Source organism: Serratia sp. JSRIV006 (assembly GCF_019968685.1).
GTDB lineage: Bacteria > Pseudomonadota > Gammaproteobacteria > Enterobacterales > Enterobacteriaceae > Chania > Chania fonticola_B.
Window position 1 is genome coordinate 3761267 of record NZ_CP074137.1, and the last position, 18860, is coordinate 3780126.

10 protein-coding genes are annotated in these 18860 nt (G+C 57.6%); 1 reads left to right on the top strand and 9 read right to left on the bottom strand.

Annotation, left to right across the window (positions count from 1 at the left end):
- Window positions 1-33 precede the first annotated feature (33 nt).
- The 6 genes from menE to menF form a co-directional block, all read right to left on the bottom strand.
- Window positions 34-1416: an o-succinylbenzoate--CoA ligase gene (gene menE / locus KGP16_RS17445; protein ID WP_021805974.1), complete on the bottom strand. Its 1383-nt coding sequence runs from the start codon at window positions 1414-1416 to the stop codon at window positions 34-36.
- Window positions 1404-2387 carry an o-succinylbenzoate synthase gene (gene menC, locus KGP16_RS17450; RefSeq protein ID WP_094981977.1) on the bottom strand — a complete coding sequence of 328 codons (984 nt, stop codon included), beginning with the start codon at window positions 2385-2387 and terminating at the stop codon, window positions 1404-1406. Before menC ends, menE begins: the two co-directional genes overlap by 13 nt.
- Window positions 2387-3244: a 1,4-dihydroxy-2-naphthoyl-CoA synthase gene (gene menB, locus KGP16_RS17455; RefSeq protein WP_021805976.1), complete on the bottom strand. Its 858-nt coding sequence runs from the start codon at window positions 3242-3244 to the stop codon at window positions 2387-2389. Before menB ends, menC begins: the two co-directional genes overlap by 1 nt.
- Window positions 3228-4016 (bottom strand): 2-succinyl-6-hydroxy-2,4-cyclohexadiene-1-carboxylate synthase, encoded by a 789-nt coding sequence (menH, locus tag KGP16_RS17460; RefSeq protein WP_021805977.1) that lies wholly within the window; start codon window positions 4014-4016, stop codon window positions 3228-3230. Before menH ends, menB begins: the two co-directional genes overlap by 17 nt.
- Window positions 4016-5689, bottom strand: coding sequence for a 2-succinyl-5-enolpyruvyl-6-hydroxy-3-cyclohexene-1-carboxylic-acid synthase (menD, locus tag KGP16_RS17465; protein WP_021805978.1), 1674 nt, complete (start codon window positions 5687-5689; stop codon window positions 4016-4018). Before menD ends, menH begins: the two co-directional genes overlap by 1 nt.
- 257 nt (window positions 5690-5946) lie before the next feature.
- Window positions 5947-7248 carry an isochorismate synthase MenF gene (gene menF, locus KGP16_RS17470; protein ID WP_209522587.1) on the bottom strand — a complete coding sequence of 434 codons (1302 nt, stop codon included), beginning with the start codon at window positions 7246-7248 and terminating at the stop codon, window positions 5947-5949.
- 288 nt (window positions 7249-7536) lie between these two features.
- On the opposite strand from menF, the gene KGP16_RS17475 reads away from it, so the two are divergent.
- On the top strand, window positions 7537-16188 hold the full coding sequence (locus KGP16_RS17475; RefSeq protein WP_223500057.1) for a glycoside hydrolase family 94 protein: 8652 nt from the start codon (window positions 7537-7539) through the stop codon (window positions 16186-16188).
- 197 nt (window positions 16189-16385) lie between these two features.
- On the opposite strand, the gene elaB is transcribed toward KGP16_RS17475, so the two are convergent.
- The 3 genes from elaB to KGP16_RS17490 form a co-directional block, all read right to left on the bottom strand.
- A complete protein-coding gene (elaB, locus tag KGP16_RS17480; RefSeq protein ID WP_166732998.1) occupies window positions 16386-16697 on the bottom strand; it encodes a stress response protein ElaB in 312 nt (103 codons plus the stop codon).
- Window positions 16698-16840: 143 nt separating this feature from the next.
- The gene (locus tag KGP16_RS17485) at window positions 16841-17335 is read right to left on the bottom strand and encodes a DUF1097 domain-containing protein (protein WP_021805982.1); all 495 of its coding nucleotides are present in this window, start codon (window positions 17333-17335) and stop codon (window positions 16841-16843) included.
- A gap of 225 nt (window positions 17336-17560) precedes the next feature.
- A complete protein-coding gene (locus KGP16_RS17490) occupies window positions 17561-18799 on the bottom strand; it encodes an MFS transporter (protein WP_223500058.1) in 1239 nt (412 codons plus the stop codon).
- Between the last annotated feature and the right edge of the window lie 61 nt (window positions 18800-18860).

An 18860-nucleotide genomic window follows, 5' to 3' on the forward strand; every position in this document is an offset into this window, starting at 1 on the left:
CCCTCAGGCGGCCTTTTTTCGCAACGCTACAGGTTATGCCTGCAGTTGGCTACTCGCCCACTGTTGTAGACGACGGCGTGAAATCTTGATGCCGCCGTTTTTTAGCTCGTCGGGCAACGCCAATGCGGCAATCGGCCGCTGGAAGTTCGCCAGCCGGTCCTGCGCCCAAAGCATTAACCCTTCCAGCGTCAACTCGCCTTCCAGATCGACCACCGCTACCGGCCGTTGGCCAAACTCCGCATCGTCAATCGGTACGATAAACACCTGCAACACCTGTGGATGCGCGGCAAAAACGCGTTCCACATCTTCCGGCTGAACGCCTTCCCCGCCGCTGAAGAACAGGTTATCCAGCCGGCCAATAATACGCAGTTCACCCTGCTCCATCGCGCCACGATCGCGGGTATGGAACCATCCTTGATCGTCGGTAATGGGCACTAGCCCGCCCCGCAGCCAATAACCCAGCGCCAGGCTGGTGGAGCGGATCCAGACTTCCTGATCCACCAGGCGTATTTCACGGCCTGGTAAAGGTGCCCCAACGCCGGGCAGCTCGTCGGCACGCTTGGCGCAAACCGTTGAAGCCAGCTCCGTCAAACCATAACCGCACCAGCAGTGGATCCCTACCGCCTCGGCCTGCTGGGTGAGTGACACCGGGATCATCGCCCCGCCGAGCAACACCTCTTTTAGCGCATGCTTGGCCATCGGTTCAGACAGCAGGCGCCAAAGTTGAGTGGGCACCAGCGAAGCATGGGTGCATCCCGCCAGCGCATCGGCCAAAGGTTGCATTTCACGCACCACAAGCTGTGCCCCCACCGCCAGCCAGCGCCAGATAATACCCTGACCAGACACGTGAAACAGCGGCAGCGAGAGCAGCCAGCTATCCTGTGGCTGAAACTCCAGCAGTTGCAACACGCCATCAGCACTGGCAAGGTGGCCGGCATAGCTATGGGCGGCGGCTTTTGGCAAGCCGCTGGAGCCGGAAGTCAGCGTCAACGTTGCCAGTCTTTGTTCATCCCACGGCAGCAACTGCAAGTGGCACTCATCAACGCCCGGCGGCGACAAGACGATCGCGCCAGGGGGCAACTCAGGTAATCCGTCCGGGCTGAAAGCAAAATCGATATCCAGATCCGGCAGCAAAGCCGCCAGCATCGGCGCCGGCAGCGTCGGATTGAGCGGCAGCAGGCGCGCACCACACTGCAAGAGCGCCAGATAGGCCAACAGCAGCGGATAGCTGTTTTTCCCACACAGCAGCACGCCGCTACCGGGTAATACGCCCTGGCGCTGAAAGTCGGCAGCCAGCACTTCTACCTGCCGTTGCAACATCAGCCAACTGACCGGCTGGTGTTCAAAGATCACCGCGGTCGACTGCGGGCGCTGTTTGGCCCAATGCCGCCACGGCCAATCACTCAACTGCGCCATACACACTCCAAGGTATCAATGCCCAATAACGGCAAGGTGCTCTCTGGCCAGTTGCGTATCAACTGGGCCTGCATCAGGTTCAACGTATCCAAACCTGGCACCGTTTGCGGCGTCAGCCAATGCGCGATGCGCGCCAGCTGCGTCAACCCCAGACTGGACTCAATGCTGGAACTGATCACCGCCACCAATCCGGCCTGATGCGCCTGCATGACCAGTTCACGGCAGCGGGCCAGGCTCCCCACCAACGTCGGCTTGATCACAATCGCTGCCACCCCCGGCTCGGCCTGCACGACAAAATCGGCTTCACGCACGCTTTCATCCCAGGCGATGGCAATACCGGTTGCCTGGGCAAACTCACGTGATTCGTCACGGGTTTTGCAGGGCTCTTCCAGAAACGCGATGCGATCGCGCCACGCTGGGTTAACGTATTTGGCAAAGCCGTCCGCTTTGGCCCGGCTCCAGCTGCGGTTGGCATCCAACCTTAGCTTGAGGTCAGGCAGGGCTTCCAACAGGACATTGACGACCATGCCATCCCGCACCGCCTCATACATCCCCACCTTCACCTTGGCCACTTTCTCCCCCGGCAGCGCGGCCAACAGGTCGAACAGCTCGTCGGGATCGCCAGTGCACAGCGGCGCCTTGCGATAGTCTGCCTGCGTTGGCAACTGCCCGGCCATTTCCGCCAGCGCGCAGCTGGTACCGAAGGCCACCGATGGCCACTCGCTCTGCACAGGCAGTTCGCCCGCAACCCAAGCCTGCACCCAGGCCAAAGTAGCCTGCTGCGCCTGGTCGAGTGTCTCCTGGCTGAACTCCGGTAAGGGGGCAATTTCCCCCCATCCTTGCTGCCCATCCTGTTGCAGGTGGATCAGCAAGCCATCTCGGGTTTTCAGCCGCTGGTTGCGCAGCACCACGCCCGCCTCCATCGGCAGGCTATAGCGATAGATCGCAGCAACACGGGTTAGTGCCGTCATTACGGGTTACGCTTGAATTTGCTGAAGTCAGGCTGGCGTTTTTCGATAAATGCGTTGCGCCCTTCCTGACCTTCATCGGTCATATAGAACAACATGGTGGCGTTACCCGCCAGCTCTTGCAGCCCGGCCTGACCATCGCAGTCGGCGTTCAGTGCGGCTTTCAGGCAGCGTAGGGCCATTGGGCTGTTCTGCAACATCTCACGGCACCAGCGCACGGTCTCTTTTTCCAGATCGGCCAACGGCACCACGGTATTCACCAGGCCCATATCCAGCGCCGCAGCGGCGTCGTATTGGCGGCACAGGAACCAGATCTCACGGGCCTTCTTCTGGCCTACGATGCGCGCCATGTAGGAAGCCCCCCAGCCGCCGTCAAAGGAGCCGACTTTCGGCCCGGTCTGGCCAAAGATGGCGTTATCGGCCGCAATGGTCAGATCGCACATCATATGCAGCACGTGACCGCCGCCGATGGAGTATCCGGCCACCATCGCCACTACCGGTTTAGGGCAGGTGCGGATCTGACGTTGGAAGTCCAGCACGTTCAGGTGATGCACGCCGCTATCATCACGATAGCCGCCGTAGTCACCGCGCACTTTCTGATCGCCACCGGAACAGAAGGCTTTATCCCCGGCACCGGTAAGAATGATGGTGCCGATGCCGTCGTCATAGCGCGCGTTCGACATCGCCTCAATCATTTCCTTCACCGTATGCGGGCGGAAGGCATTACGCACCTGCGGGCGGTTGATGGTGATTTTGGCAATGCCATCGCTGGACTTGTGATACAGGATGTCTTCGAAATCACCCGAGCAGTCCTGCCAGTCGATCGCGGCGTACAGTTGTTCTTCATTGGGATACAGCATGTTTGGTTCCTTTTTTAGCAAGAAATGCATCGAGCGCGGCGGCAAAATCTGCCGGATTGGCCAGATGAGCGTTATGACCCGCCTCTGGCACGGTTTGCAATGGCAAACCGGCATCACGCGCCAACGCCTGAAACTTGTGATCGTCGGCACCGCATAACACCATCACTGGCAGTGCCAACTGTTGTAATTGCGGCACCAGCCAAGGTTGCCGCCCGAGGGAAGTCGCCTCCAGCATATCGGCAATGGCCGGACCATGATTATCTGCACGGGCGGCGATCAGCGCCTCGCGGTGTATCGGGCTGAGGTTGGCAAAGACCGGTTGGAGATACCAGTCGGCCAATACCGTTTTGATGCGTTCGGTGCGGAAACGGTTCGCCCAGGCGGCATCATGGGCACGCCGCTGGGCACGTAAATCCTCGTTCTCCAATCCAGGATTACCACCCTCGATCACAATACCTTGCAGCCCTTGTGCTTCTCCGCAGCAAGCATGGTACATGGCGATGCGCCCACCGAGTGAATAGCCCACCAGCCAGTAACGCTCAATATTATGCTGCTGCAGCGTAGCGGTGATTTGCCTGCTGACGTCGGCAAAGTCCAGGCAGGATTGATCGGCAGAATCGCCATGGCCGGGTAAATCAATCGCCAGCGAGGGCCACTGTTCACAACGCGAGGCGATCACCCGCCACTCATTGTTGTTCCCTAGCAGACCATGCAGCCAGATCAACCATGGCCGCTGGCTTTCACCTTGTTGTAGCACGCGGGAAGCCAGCATCAGTTTGCCCCCATTTTTTGTACCAGATGTTGCAAGGTTTCTGCGCCATCGCTCGGCGGCACCTGCAACTCAATCAGCGTGGCTCCGCTGTGACGCCAGGCTTTTTCCACTGCCTGCTGCAACTGCCCCCAGTTTTCCGGGCAAGCATAATCAAGCTGGAACATGGCTGCCGCCTGGCTGAACTCCACATCCTGCGGCATACAGTAAAACCGCTGGCGCTCAGGTTCCGGCGTTGGCAACAGCGAGAAAATCTGCCCGCCATTGTTGTTCACCACGATCAGCACCGTGGGCGCCGAACATTGGCGCAACAGAGCCAGGGCATTCAAATCGTATAGCGCGGAGAGATCGCCTACCACGGCCAACGTCGGCTTGGCTGTGGCGCGCTGGACCCCAGCCGCGGTGGAGATTAGGCCGTCGATACCGCTGGCCCCGCGGTTGCTGAACACCGGATAACCGGCAGGCAACTGGGTTAAGGCATCGATCAGGCGCACAATCAGGCTATTGCCGAGAAACAGCTGGCCGTTCTCTGGCAACAGCTCAGGCAGGCGATGGGCCAGTTGCGCCTCACCAAACCGGTTAACCAGGTATTGCGACGTCGCGTCGAGGGCATCATCCGCCAACGCGGACAGATCGCCAGCCCAAGGTGAGCGAGGTTGCGCCGGATGCAGATCGAGCCACTCGCCAACGGTAGAGCGAATACGGCGGCCACGATGATGCGCAGGATCGAGGCGCCCAGGCAGATCGTCGATCAGCCAGAACTCCTCCGGCTGGCAGCGCTCCTGCCACTGTAGCAGGCGTTTGCCCGTCAGGCTGCTGCCAAACTGCACCACCACCTGCGCACTGGCCAACAGATCGCGGGCCTGTGGGTTGGCCAACCATAAGTCGGCACAGGGCAGCGGTTGCCCCGTTTGCGAGAGGGCATCGCCGATCAGCGGCCAACCGAGCATGCCCGCCCATTCGGCCAGTTGCACACCCTCTTCCGCCCCCATCCTGCCAGCAATAATCACGCCGCGCTTCTGCCGCCAGAAAAACCAGTCCGGCTGCTTAATAACCCGATGGGGATCCATTTCACGCAGCCAAGGGTGCGTATCCTGCCACCAGTCCCCTAGCTCCGCCGACCACTGCTCATACTGCTGTTCATCTCCGCCATATAACGGCTCCGCAAACGGGCAGTTGATATGCAGAGCACCGTGCCGCAGACGCGCCATCGCGCTGTCCAGGGTAGACACCAGCCAGCGAGCCGGAATATCCGGGCTTGGGCGTGGCAAATCGATATTCAAGGTAGGGTGGCTCGAGTAGAGGCCGTTTTGGCGGATCGCCTGATTGGCACCGCAGTTAATCAACTCCGGCGGGCGATCGGCGGTGAGAAACACCAGCCGCTCCCCGGTTAGCCCGGCTTCGATCAGGGCAGGATAAAGATTTGCTGCCGCGGTACCCGAGGTGACGATCACCGCCACCGGCTCACGCGTGGCCTTTGCCAGACCGAGCGCTAAATGGCCCAGGCCCCGCTCATCGAAATGAGTATGACAGACAAAAGCGCGGTTCGCGGCAGCGGCCAGAGTCAGAGGCGTTGAGCGCGATCCCGGAGCGATACAGACATGCCGCACTCCATGGCGGACCAGCGTTTCCAGCAACAACGCCGCCCACCGGCGATTAAAAACACTTGTCGACATATTTCGCTCATCAGTAGTAAACAGAGGTTACGCGCCGAAGCCTACCCAAACGAGGTAGCGAACCGGGGATCATAACTCTGAATTATATAAGTAATTATCTTTACGGCTTTTGCGCTGGCGCAAAAACGCCGTATTTCCCTGTGGCAGGTGGCCTGCAATAAATCAATTTCGACCCATCAATGCCCAATAGCGCCCCGAAAGAGAACAAAAAAGAAACATATAAAACACAACAAGTTTACACACGAAGATCGGCCTGCTCAATGTACCGGCCCAGAATGTTCTGACTGCAACAGCGTGCGCAAGCCCGCCGCCTTGTTTTCGATCTCTTGCCACTCCTGCGCCGGATCGGAACCGGCCACAATCCCCGCCCCGGCATACAGCTCAACACGAGCATCCTCGATCTGGCAGGAACGCAGCGCAACGCAGAACTCCGCCTGTGACGCAGAGAGATAACCCGCAGAGCCGGCATACCAACCGCGGGAAAAAGGCTCATGCTGGCGGATAAACTCTAGCGAGGCCTGGCGCGGCAGCCCGGCGACCGCAGCCGTCGGTTGCAGCCGTTGCAGGCAATCGGCATCATCACCCTGGTTCAGTTGCCCTTCAATACGCCGCCGCAGATGCTGTACCTTGCGCAACCGCACCACCTCTGGTGGCAACACATCGACCGCTCTGGCACCGCCTTGCAAACGCTGACAGATATCATCAACCACCAGCAGGTTTTCCTGTTGGTTCTTGCCGTCTTGCCGCAACCACTGGGCCAGTGCCTGGGCTTGCCGCTCATCGGGATGGTTGGCAACCGTCCCCGCCAACGCTTCAGTCAGCAAATGTTTTCCCTCACGCAGGTACAATCTTTCCGGGCTGGAGCCAAGAAATGCGGAATGTGCATCAAAGCGCAGCATAAAGTGGTAGCATTGGTGATTCACCCTGCGGCTGGCGGCCATCATCGCAGGAGCAAACAACGGACTCTCCAGCGTCAACACCGAGCTGCGCGCCAAAACCACCTTATCCATCTGCTGCCGATTTATCGCCTTCAGCGCATCGCGCAGCATGATTTCCCACCCGGAACGTTCCGGCTGATGCTGCACCGACAGCACTTTCACCTGTAAATTCTCGATCGGTTTGGTTACCAGCAGATTTTCAAGCCAGGCAAGCGCCGCTTGGGCATCATCACTCAATGCTTGTTCAGAAAACAGGTTTAGCGTCAGTTCACACTTGCCTTGGCGGTTGAGAATTTCCAGGCGCGGCAAAAACAGCTGGGCGTCACCGTCAAAGGCAGTCAGCCCCCACAAACGGGCCGCAGGATAGGCATTCACGAATGCCTGCGCCATTGAAGGGTGTGAAAACTGCCGCAAAGCGCCGCACACCGCCGCCTCCTGCCGCCCTTCGCGATGACGCCAGTAGAATTGAGGAAACAGCACCTGCGCCGCCAGCCACTCCAGCAACATATCGCTCAGATGGCCGGGAACCACCAGAGTTAACTGCCGAAATCCGGCTTCACGGGGAAAATCGTGCCCAAGCTGCTGACGTAACCGCCGCAGCACTCCCGAAAGTTGTTCCACTGCCACCTCATTAACCAAACGCTATGTGGGGAATTATACGGTAAATCAACCCTCACGGGCGGAAAAATAGCGTCTATTAACCCATACCTTGCGTCGCTAATTATTTATTAAAATTAAAGTTTAAGATTAAAAAACAACCACACGCGCGCGGCGGAACTATACTTAGACGTCATGTTCCTGCCGCAGTGAAATCTTGTCATATCAAATCGATAGTTAAATCAAGATGTTCACAGCCTCCCAACGGTATTAACCCGCTGTCCTTTGGGTCAGATGTAAGGAGCTTTTTGCGTGAAAGAAATGCTTATCAATTGGTTAAAGAAGCAGCGCCGACACCCCAAAGTGGCTCGGTTGCCCTTACGGCATAACCGTGCCACGGCCGAAACCCCTCCCGCCAGCAACATCAAGGCAGAGCTGTTTTCGGTCGACCAAATGGAACGCTATGGCCAGCGCCTGGCACGCTCCCATAAGCTGGCAACCCATAAAACGCCCTACTATTTGCTCAAACGTCTCGATAACAACGAGCAGGTATTAACGGACAGTTGCCGCAGGCTGAGCAACGACAAGAAAAACACCATGACCCCGGCGGGCGACTGGCTGCTGGATAACTTTTATCTTATCGAGGAGCAGATCCGCGTCGTTCGGCACCATTTGCCGAAAACCTTCGGCCGTGGGCTGCCACAGTTAACCGCCCCGCACAATTGCCCACGAATTTTCGATATCGCCACCGAAGCCATTGCTCATGGCGACGGGCGATGGGATGCCGAGAGCCTGACGCGCTATATTGCCGCCTACCAAAAAGAGGCCAATCTGACCCTGGGCGAGCTGTGGGCGCTACCGGGTATGCTGAGGCTGGCACTCATTGAAAACCTGCGCCGCGTGGCGGTAGAAGTGGCTCAGGCACAGGAAGAACGCAGCCTGGCCGATAGTTGGGTGACCAAAATGCTGGAATCGGCGGAAAACGATCCGGCCAACCTGATCATTGTGATTGCCGATATGGCGCGCTCCAACCCGCCCCGCACCAGCGCCTTCGTGGCAGAACTGGTGCGTCGTCTGCAGGGGCACGGCACCATGCTGGCGCTACCGCTGACCTGGGTTGAGCAACGCCTGGCCGAAGTCAGCCTGACCTCCGATGAGCTTATCCATCGTTTCAACCAGCAACTGGCGGTCAGCCAACTTTCCGTCAGCAACAGTATCGCCGGCCTGCGGCAACTGAGTGAAATGGATTGGGCAGAATTTGTTGAGACCATGAGCAAGGTCGATCAGACGCTGCGCGAAGACCCCACCGGGGTTTATCCTTTAATGCATTTCGATACCCGTGACAACTATCGCCATGTGATCGAGAGGCTGGCTCGCCACTGTTCTCACAACGAGGTGGAGGTCGCACAACACGCTCTGAATATGGCACGGATCGCCGCCGAAGACCCCCGCAACGATCCACGCACTCATCACATCGGCTATTACCTGATTGACCATGGCCGCACGCAGTTAGAGCAACAGCTTGACGTGCGGCTTAGCCGTATTACGCGCATCCGTCAGGCGCTCAGCCAATCCCCACTGCTTTCCTGGCTGGGCAGCATCAGCCTGCTCACGACGGCCTGCTGGGCTTTGCTGTTACGCCATGCCCATCAAACCGGACTCACCTGGGGGTTGTTGATCTTGCTGTTCCCATTAGGGATGGTGCTCGCTCAGTTCGTCATCAGCCTGCTCAGTGAGGTCACCACCCGCAGCCGTTCTCCGCAGCCGTTGCCAAGGCTGGATTTTTCCTGTGGTATCCCGGCAGAGTTCCGTACGCTGGTTGCCATTCCCACGCTGATAAGCAGCAAGTCCGGCATTGACCAGTTGATCAACACGCTGGAAGTTTGTTATCTGGGCAACGCCATTAAACACCTGCATTTTGCCCTGCTCACCGACTTCAATGACTCGCCCCGGCAACAGCAGCCCGACGATACCGAACTGCTGGCCTATGCCACCCAAAAGATGAACGAGCTCAATGCAAAGTATGCCTGCGAAGGGCCAAGCCACTTTTTCCTGTTCCATCGCGATCGCCAATGGAATGAAAAACAGCAGAGCTGGATGGGGCTGGAGCGTAAACGTGGCAAGTTGAACGCGCTGAACGACTGGCTGCGTAACCGTGGCAATGCGTTTACCACTCAGGTTGGCCAAGGGCTGGAGGTGCTGAAAAACGTCAAATACGTGATCACCCTGGACAGCGATACCGTGCTACCGCGTGAAACCGCACACCGGCTGATCGCCGCTATGGCCCATCCCCTGAATCAACCTCAGTATGATGCCAAACTGCAGCGAGTGGTGGAGGGTTATGCCATCCTGCAACCCCGCATGGCCGAAGAGATCCCTGCTTATGGTCAGAGCCGTTATGCTGCCCTGTGCAGCAGCACGCCGGGCAACGATCCTTATACCCAGATGGCTTCAGATATCTATCAGGATCTGTTTGGCGAAGGCTCGTTTATCGGCAAAGGGATTTATGATGTTGACGTCTTCTCCCACAGCCTGAAGGGCACCTGCCCGGAAAACCTGGTGTTAAGCCACGATCTGCTGGAAGGCTGCTATGCCCGTTCCGGTTTATTGAGCGATGTCTTGCTCTATGAGCAGTATCCAAGCAACTATCTGGTCGATGTTGCCCGCCGTACTCGCTGGATCCGCGGCGATTGGCAGCTGTTTAACTGGCTGTTGCCCCGGGTCATCACCGAAGACGGTTCGCGGGCCGCTAACCCATTAAGCCCCCTGTCGCGCTGGAAACTGTTCGATAACCTACGCCGCAGCCTGGTAGCCCCCTGCTTTCTGTTGCTGTTGTTCTTTGGCTTAACCTGGCTACCGGATACCCCATACTGGTTGGCGGTGTTCGCCATTATTCTGCTGCTGCCTACGCTACTGGCGCTGTTGCAGGATGTGGTGCGTAAGCCCCCGCGTCGGCCTGTTATTCAGCACTTGCAGTTGGCACTGAAGGGCTCACTGCATCGGCTGTCTCAGATTGGCCTGCGTCTGGCCGAGCTACCTCATGAAGCCTGGTTCAGCCTAAAGGCCATTGGTATCACCCTGTGGCGTCTGTTGATCAGCAAACGCAATCTGCAAGAGTGGACCAGCTTCGACCAATCCAAACACCACCTGACCGTCACGCTGGCGAATTTTTATCGTAACCTGTGGATCAACCCGTTGGCAGGTGTTGCACTGTTGCTATTGGCCGCTTTTTCCAGCCCGGTAGCGCTGTTAGCCGCTATCCCGCTGGCCGCCTTGTGGATCCTGTCGCCGTACCTGCTTTATTCGCTTAGCCTGGAGCCACAGCGCAGCAAAACGGCCATCGACGATCGCCAGCGCCGTTTCCTGCGCCAGAGCAGCCGAGAAACCTGGGAGTTTTTTGCCACCTTTGTCAACCAGCAGGAAAACTGGCTGCCGCCGGATAACTACCAGGAAATTCCAGAGCCGGTGGTGGCACATCGCACGTCACCCACCAATATCGGGCTGGCGCTGTTGGCCGACCTTACCGCCTATGACTTCGGCTATATCACCCTCAGTTCGGCCTTGCAGCGTATTACCCTGACGCTGAATACGCTCGATCGCATGGAGCATTACCGTGGTCACCTGTACAACTGGTACGACACGCGCACTCTGGAACCTCTGAATCCACGGTATGTTTCCAGCGTGGACAGCGGTAATTTCGCGGGCCATCTGCTAACCCTGAGCGCGGGCCTGCCAGGGTTAGCCATGCAGCCAGTTATCGAGCCAGCCCGTATTCTGGCCGGATTAGAAGATACGTTGCTGATACTGGAGCAACACTGGGGTAACGCCGCACCGAAAGGATTAACCAAACTGCGCAAACACTGGGAACAGGCGCAGAACGCCCATCCGGCGGCACTACAGGCTGAACTCAATGAAATGCGTAACCACTGTAATGGATTGCAGGACCCCGCTCTGCAACAGGGTGACGAGGTCAAACGCTGGGCCGGCAACCTGCACCAGCAGCTCAACGAACTGTGCGCCGAATGGGCATTATGGTTTGGCTGGCTGAGCGACAGCATGCCGGAGCTGGAACAAATCCCTGGTTTGCATTGGCTGGCCAACCCACCTAAACAACTGACGTTGTCGACAGAACAGCAAACGCAGTTGGATACCGTACAGCAATTGGCAAGGGAACGCCTGGAACAGTTGGCTCAGCTGGCCCAACGCCTGACAGCAATGGCGCAAATGGACTTCAGCTTCCTGTATGACGAAGCCACCCATTTGCTGACCGTCGGTTTCAACTGCGATCAAAACCGTGCCGACAGTGGTAAATACGATCTGCTGGCCTCGGAAATCCGCCTGACCAACTATGTCGCCATTGCCACCAACCAAATTCCACAACGGAGCTGGTTTGCCTTAGGCAGGCTGTTTACGGTGATCGACAAGGAGCCAGCGCTGATGTCCTGGAGCGGCTCGATGTTTGAGTACCTGATGCCGCAACTGGTGATGCCTGCCTATCCCGATACGTTGCTGGTACAGATGTGCCGCTCTGCAGTGGAGCGGCAAATTGCCTGGGGCAAAGAGCGCGGCGTACCGTGGGGGATTTCCGAGTCCGGTTACTTCGGCTTTGACGCTTTGCAAAACTACCAGTATCACGCCTTTGGTGTGCCGGGTTTAGGGCTGCGGCGTGGACTGGGTGACGACATGGTGATCGCCCCTTACGCCACCATGATGGCGCTGATTGTCGATCCGGACAGTGCCTGTAGCAACCTGGTGGAACTGGAAAAAAACGGTGCCAAGGGCCGTTATGGCTTCTATGAAGCACTGGACTACACCACTTCACGCCTCAGCCGGGGGCAGCTGTATGTCATTGTTCGCTCCTATATGGCTCACCACCAGGGTATGAGTTTCCTGGCGCTGTCACACCTGTTGCTGGATGCGCCAATGGTGAAACGCTTTGCCAGTTACCCCGCCTTCCAGTCAACCCGTTTGCTGTTGCAGGAACGGGTGCCTGATGCGGTTGAGCTGTACAGCACCCGCCGCCACTTCGAAACCCATGAAGGCGCGATTAAACCGGCTAGCTTCGCCGCACGTGAATTCACCCGTGTGGATACACCGATCCCGGAAGTTCAGTTGCTGTCGAATGCCAACTACCACCTGATGATCACCCAAACCGGCGGTAGCTACAGCCGCTGGCAGAATCTGGCGCTGACCCGCTGGCGTGAGGATGCCACCTGCGATAACTGGGGGGCGTTCTGCTACCTGCGCGATCCGCAAACCGGCGAGGTGTGGAGCAATACCTGGCACCCTACCGGCGAAACCGAGAAAGGCGGCTATCGCGCGGTCTTCAACGATGCCGGGGCGGAATTCCAACGCAAGCAGGGGCTACTGTCGGTGAAAACCCAGGTGGTGATCTCCCCTGAGGACGACATCGAACTGCGGCGCTTAACCTTGGTGAACCGGGGCAAACAGCCGCGGACCATTGAGATCACCAGCTATGCCGAAGTGGTGCTGGCCCCGGCCAGCAACGATTTGGCGCACCCGGCGTTCAGCAATCTGTTTGTCCAAACCGAACTGTTGCCGGAACAGGATGCCATTCTGTGCCATCGCCGTCCGCGTGAGCCGAAAGAGAAATCGCCGTGGTTGCTGCATATGATGTCGGTCCAGGGTGCCAGCAGTAAAACCTCCTTTGAAACCGACCGGGCCAAGTTTATCGGCCGTGGCCGCACGGCAGCCAACCCGCAGGCGCTATATCAGAATCAACCCCTGACCAATAGCGCCGGGCCGGTGATCGATCCGATCATCGCCATCCGTCAGCGGATCCGGCTGGAACCCAACGTGCCGCTGACTCTGGATATCTTCTACGGCGTGTGTGAAGACCGCGCCACCAGCCTGGCGATGTTGGAGAAGTATCGCGACCGCCATATGGCCGACCGTATTTTCGAACTCGCCTGGTCGCACAGCCAGGTGGTGTTGCGCCAGTTGAACGCTAACGAAGAAGACGCCAATCTGTTTAATCGCCTGGCCAGCGCGGTGGTGTTCCCGGCGCAGGAAATGCGTGCCGCCAGCAATGAAATCATCAATAACCGCCGCGGGCAGTCAGGCCTGTGGGGCTATTCGATTTCCGGCGATCTGCCGATCGTGCTGCTGTCCGTCACCGACAGTGAGAATATCGGGCTGGTGCAACAGCTCATTCAGGCGCACAACTACTGGCGGTTGAAAGGATTGCTGGTCGACCTGGTGATCCTCAATGAGGATTCCGGTGGTTACCGGCAAGATCTGCAAAATCGGATCATGGGGCTGATCGCCGCCGGGATGGAGTCTTCCCTGACGGACAAACCCGGAGGGATCTTCGTCCGTTCCAGTGAACATATGTCACCGGAAGATCACACTTTGCTGCTGAGCGTAGCGCGGATCTATCTGGATGACCGCCGCGGTGGCCTGACGGAGCAGCTCAACCAACGGTTGCAACTGCCGCAAACGCTGCAACAGCCATTGGGGCCGCCAACCGCCTCCTCCAAACTGGCTACCATGGCCAATCTGCCACGTAATCTGCATTCGCCACAGTTGCCAATCATCGACAAACTCCAGTTCTACAACGGATTTGGCGGGTTCTCTGAGGATGGCAGCGAATATGTGATCGCCATGAACGAAAGCAAGGTGACGCCAGCGCCGTGGTCAAACGTTATCGCCAACCCGATGTTCGGTTCGGTGATCTCTGAAAGTGGCCAAGCCTACACCTGGTATGAGAATGCGCATGAATACCGCCTGACGCCTTGGGATAACGATCCGGTCAGCGATCGCAGCGGCGAGGCTTTCTATCTGCGCGATGAAGAGAGTGGTCACGTCTGGTCACCAACGCCGCTGCCCGCCCGTGGGCGTGGTCATTACCTGACGCGTCACGGCTTTGGTTACAGCGTGTTTGAACACCGGGAAGGCGGTATCGACAGCCAGTTGACGATGCTGGTTGCCAAAGACGCTCCGGTGAAACTGTTCCTGCTGACGCTCACCAACACTTCTGGTCGGACACGGAAGCTCTCGACCACCGGCTATGCCGAGCTAATCCTCGGTGATTTGCGCCAGAAATCGGCGATGCACGTGGTCACCCGCGTAGCCACACCACCTGGTGGCTGTGGCATCCTCGCCACCAACCATTACACCAGCAGCGGATCGCCACGTACCGCGTTCTTCGGCGTTACCGGCGTCCATTGCTCAGTCACTGGCGATCGGCGGGAATTCATTGGCCGTAACGGTTCGTTGGCCGCTCCTGCCGTACTTAAGCTGCGGCGGTTATCCGGCAAGACCGGTGCCGGGTTGGATCCTTGTGGCGCAGTTCAATCGGCCATCAGCATGATCGATGGCGATCAACGCAGCTTTGTGTTTGCGCTTGGTCTGGGACAAGATGCCGACGAAGCCGAATCTCTGCTGCGTCAGTATCTCAGCGAAGAGGCATTGCAACACGAATTGCAGCAGGTCGCTGCCCATTGGGACAAGATCCTCAACAAGGTGCAGATCGGTACGCCTCATCCAGCGGTTAACTTGCTGGCTAACGGCTGGTTGCTGTATCAAACCCTCTCCTGCCGCATTCACGCACGCAGCGGTTATTACCAGTCCGGCGGCGCATTTGGCTTCCGCGATCAGCTCCAGGATACCCTGGCCCTGACGCATGCCTTGCCTGAGCGGATGCGTGAGCAGATCCTGCTGTGTGCTTCGCGCCAGTTTGTTGAGGGCGACGTCCAGCACTGGTGGCATCCACCGCAGGGCAACGGGGTGCGCACCCGCTGCTCCGATGATTACCTGTGGTTGCCGCTGGCCATTTGCCACTACCTCGACTCGACCGAAGACTCGTCGATTCTCGAAGAACAGGTGGGTTATCTGGAGGCCCGTATACTGGCACCGGGTGAAGAGTCTTCTTATGAACAGCCTGGTCTCAGCTCGAAACAAGAAAGCCTGTATCTGCACGGGGCCAGGGCGCTGAAGCATGGCCTGACCTTTGGCGAGCATGGTTTGCCGCTAATGGGGGCTGGTGACTGGAACGATGGAATGAACATGGTGGGATTGGAAGGCCGAGGTGAGAGCGTTTGGCTGGGCTTCTTCCTGTTCTATATTCTGCAACGTTACGGCAAACTGGCCACCCACCGCGGCGATCTGGAGCTGGCAGAACTGTGCCGCGAGGAAGCAGAAAAACTGCGCGCCAACCTGCACAACAACGCCTGGGATGGCGAATGGTATCGCCGTGGTTACTTCGATAGTGGAGAACCGCTGGGTTCACACCAAGCGGCAGAATGTCGCATTGATGCCATCGCCCAGAGTTGGTCGATCCTTTCCGGTGCGGGTGACAAAGATCGCAGCGCACAAGCAATGCAATCTCTGGATAAGCACCTGGTGGACGACCAGGCCGGCATCATCAAACTGCTGACCCCACCTTTTGACGGCAACGGCCCGAATCCTGGCTACATCCGGGGTTATCTGCCCGGCGTGCGAGAAAACGGCGGTCAATACACTCACGGGGCGGTATGGGCAGTGATGGCGTTTGCCGAGATGGGCAATATCGAGCGCGCCTGGGAACTGATGGCGCTGATCAACCCCATCAACCACAGCCTGGATAGCACCGCGGCGGAGCGCTACAAGGTCGAACCTTATGTCGCCACGGCGGATATTTACGCGGTCGCCCCGCACGTTGGGCGCGGAGGATGGAGCTGGTATACCGGCTCGGCGGGCTGGATGTATCGGTTGATCGTCGAGTCGCTACTGGGGCTAAAACGCCACGGCAATACGCTTTCCATCCATACCCGCTTACCGGCAGATTGGCCACCGGTCACCCTAACCTACCGTGAAGGGGAGAGTGAATATCACTTCACCCTACGCCAAGGGGAAGGAGAAACGCAGGTGATGATTGATGGTGTGTTGCAGCAGGAAGCGGTGATTACCTTGGCTGATGAGGCTAAAACCTACCAGGTGGAGGTGATACTGGGAAAGCAATAAGGTACGCAGTAGCTAAATAGCTATGTTTAATAGCGCTACACCCGAAGCTTGAGACAGGAGGGAGTCATTGCAGGTTAGCCGACCGTTGAGCGCATGGATGCGCGATTGCGAGCCCCCAGGGACGGGTTTACGGCGTGTCGGCGTTCTGCATGACTCCTTCCTGTGACACTATTCGGCAGCTATCGCGCTCATTGGTGTTACTTGCGGGCCAGCAATAGCCCAAGCACCAAACCTACCGTGGCACCAATGCCAACGCTATGCCAAGGCTTGTCACGGACATAGTCATCGGCACGACATGCCACCTCTTTCGCCCGCACGTAATAACATTCGGAGCTATTTGCCAGACGCGACTTGATGTCTTTTAGCGCCCGTTCGGCATGGGCTTTGATATCCGTATAAGCCTGATCGGCTCGATCGCCAGAGTAATCCAACACGTCTTGCAGTGTGTCACTCAGCATTCTCAGATCGTCGTCCAGCGTCGTTTGGTTCTCGTTTCGATTTATCGCCATCTTTAAGCTCTCCGTTATTAACAAATTCAACGTTGCTTAACCATCAACAATCATTGGTCGTAGTCCCATGGTAGGACACGACCTGGATACACGCCATCGGAATGTTGATTAAAAAAGAGGCGAGGCAAGATATTGACGCCCTTTCAGGCGTCGGTGGAGGCTTGTTCGGCCAGCGCTACAGAGGGCGATTTACGGCGTGCGGCCAGCCACAAGCCACTGTTTTTCATGGCGTAGCCAAACAATAGCCCGACCAGCAGTGAGGCGGTGATCAATGGCCAGTTGCCATCACCGGCGAAGGTGGCGCAGGCACCGATAAAAGTCCCGGGAACAAAACCTAACCATTGTTGTTTGGCCTGAATGCACATCAGGAAGGCGACGATGCCAGTCAGCAGGTAGCCCAGAATGCTCCAGGCAGGTTCCAACGCGCTGCCGTGAATGATGACCATCGCCCAGAACACGCCGCTCAAGCAGGTCAGCGTGCTGATCGCCAAGCCCTTGAGGCCACCTTGCGGGCAGGCAAAATAGGCCGTGCAGCCAAGAAAGCCCGCCCAACTGATTAGCCCAAGGCTGATGGCAACCCAGCCCCATACGCCGGAGAGAATACCGGTAGTTACCGCAATGGCAAAAATGACGTTCATAATCCTGATCCGCTAAAAATAATCCACACAGTTTACGCGAAATCAGTCAATACGATGTGATAAAAATCACACCAATAGTGCAAATTGATGCATTGTAATCATTAAAATGAGATATTAATCACAAAAATAGGGCGTTTTTTCATCATACTACGCGAAAAAACCGCTAGCCACATGATTGAATAAAGGCGGTGATCACAAGAGCGACCACCAGCCAAATAGCCAGGTTCAGCGCGGGAAGCCCACTCGCGTAACCCATAGCCCCAACACCACGCAGACGATGACAGTCACCAGGAATAATAGGTTTACCGCCAGATGCAGACTGGCATGGTCGATGATACTGCCAAGTAGAATGGGCACCCAGTTGGCAACATAAGCAATCACATAGAACAGCGAGATCAGGCGTGCATGGCTGGCTTGGGGTGAAATCAGGTTAACCAGCGTCGCACTGCCGACAAAGATGGCTCCGTAAGCATAACCGGCAATGATCATCCCCGCAGCGGCCAGCCCCAGTGAATGGATCTGAATGGCTTCGGCAAAGACCACCACCGCTAACGCCTGTGCCAGGCAGCCAAACATCAGCGAATGGCGTGCATTGATTTGACGACTCAGGATCTGGCTGGCCCCGGCAATCAGCAGGTAGACCGCAATCACATAGCCGAAACTGCTGCGGTTTTGCATACCCAGCAGCGTTTCCGCCACGTTGGGGCCGATCGCCAGGATGCTGGCAGCCAGCGCCCAACAGACAAACAGCGCGCCGGCACACACGAAAAACCGGCTCCCGGTCGCGCGCAGGCCCGCAGCCAAGGTATTTTCCCCTGCCCCAGTATCCTCAGAACGGACGCCTGCTTTGACCACCACGCGCGCAGGCCAGCTCAGTATAATCCCCAAAGCGGCAATCGTTGCCACCGCCATGATGATCACAAACGGCAGCGAGGTGGTATGAAAACCGGTCTGCAACGCTATACCACTAAAAATCGGCCCCAATGCCAACCCGGCAGTAAAGGACAAGGTAGCAATTAGCGCCGCCTGCTTGCCACCGTCCGCTGGGCCAAAACGCACCAACGCAATATTTGCCGCACCGGTCAACGCCCCCGTGCCTACACCGGCCAGCAAGCGAGCCATCAACATCAGGGAAAATGAATCAGCCAGGGCAAAAAGCAATGCTCCCAACAACACCACCAGCAGCGCCGGGACGATCATGCTGCGTAAATCTTTTACCTTGCCAGCCAGGTTGCCCACGGCGAACAGGGAAATCAGTACGCCAGCGGCATAAGCCCCGTAGATCAGGGTCAGGCTGACCGAGGTCAGTGCCAGTTGCTGTTGGTACAAGGGATAAAGCGGCGTTGGTGCACTGCTGTTGAGCAGTGCCGACATCAATGCCAGCGCTAGAAACAGTACAATGGCTCCAGGCGAGGAGGCCGTGTTGGCTCGCGCGGTTTTATCAACGGCTACACCGTCGGACATGATTTTCTCCCTAAATACGCAGGCAAATCACCTCACCCGCAAAATATCAGGCGCTCATCAT

Coding starts and splice junctions, on each gene's coding strand:
- KGP16_RS17490 (WP_223500058.1), bottom strand. CDS start 18,799: ATGTCCGACGGTGTAGCCGTTGATAAAACCGCGCGAGCCAACACGGCC.
- menC (WP_094981977.1), bottom strand. CDS start 2,387: ATGACGGCACTAACCCGTGTTGCTGCGATCTATCGCTATAGCCTGCCG.
- menE (WP_021805974.1), bottom strand. CDS start 1,416: ATGGCGCAGTTGAGTGATTGGCCGTGGCGGCATTGGGCCAAACAGCGC.
- menB (WP_021805976.1), bottom strand. CDS start 3,244: ATGCTGTATCCCAATGAAGAACAACTGTACGCCGCGATCGACTGGCAG.
- menH (WP_021805977.1), bottom strand. CDS start 4,016: ATGCTGGCTTCCCGCGTGCTACAACAAGGTGAAAGCCAGCGGCCATGG.
- elaB (WP_166732998.1), bottom strand. CDS start 16,697: ATGGCGATAAATCGAAACGAGAACCAAACGACGCTGGACGACGATCTG.
- menD (WP_021805978.1), bottom strand. CDS start 5,689: ATGTCGACAAGTGTTTTTAATCGCCGGTGGGCGGCGTTGTTGCTGGAA.
- KGP16_RS17485 (WP_021805982.1), bottom strand. CDS start 17,335: ATGAACGTCATTTTTGCCATTGCGGTAACTACCGGTATTCTCTCCGGC.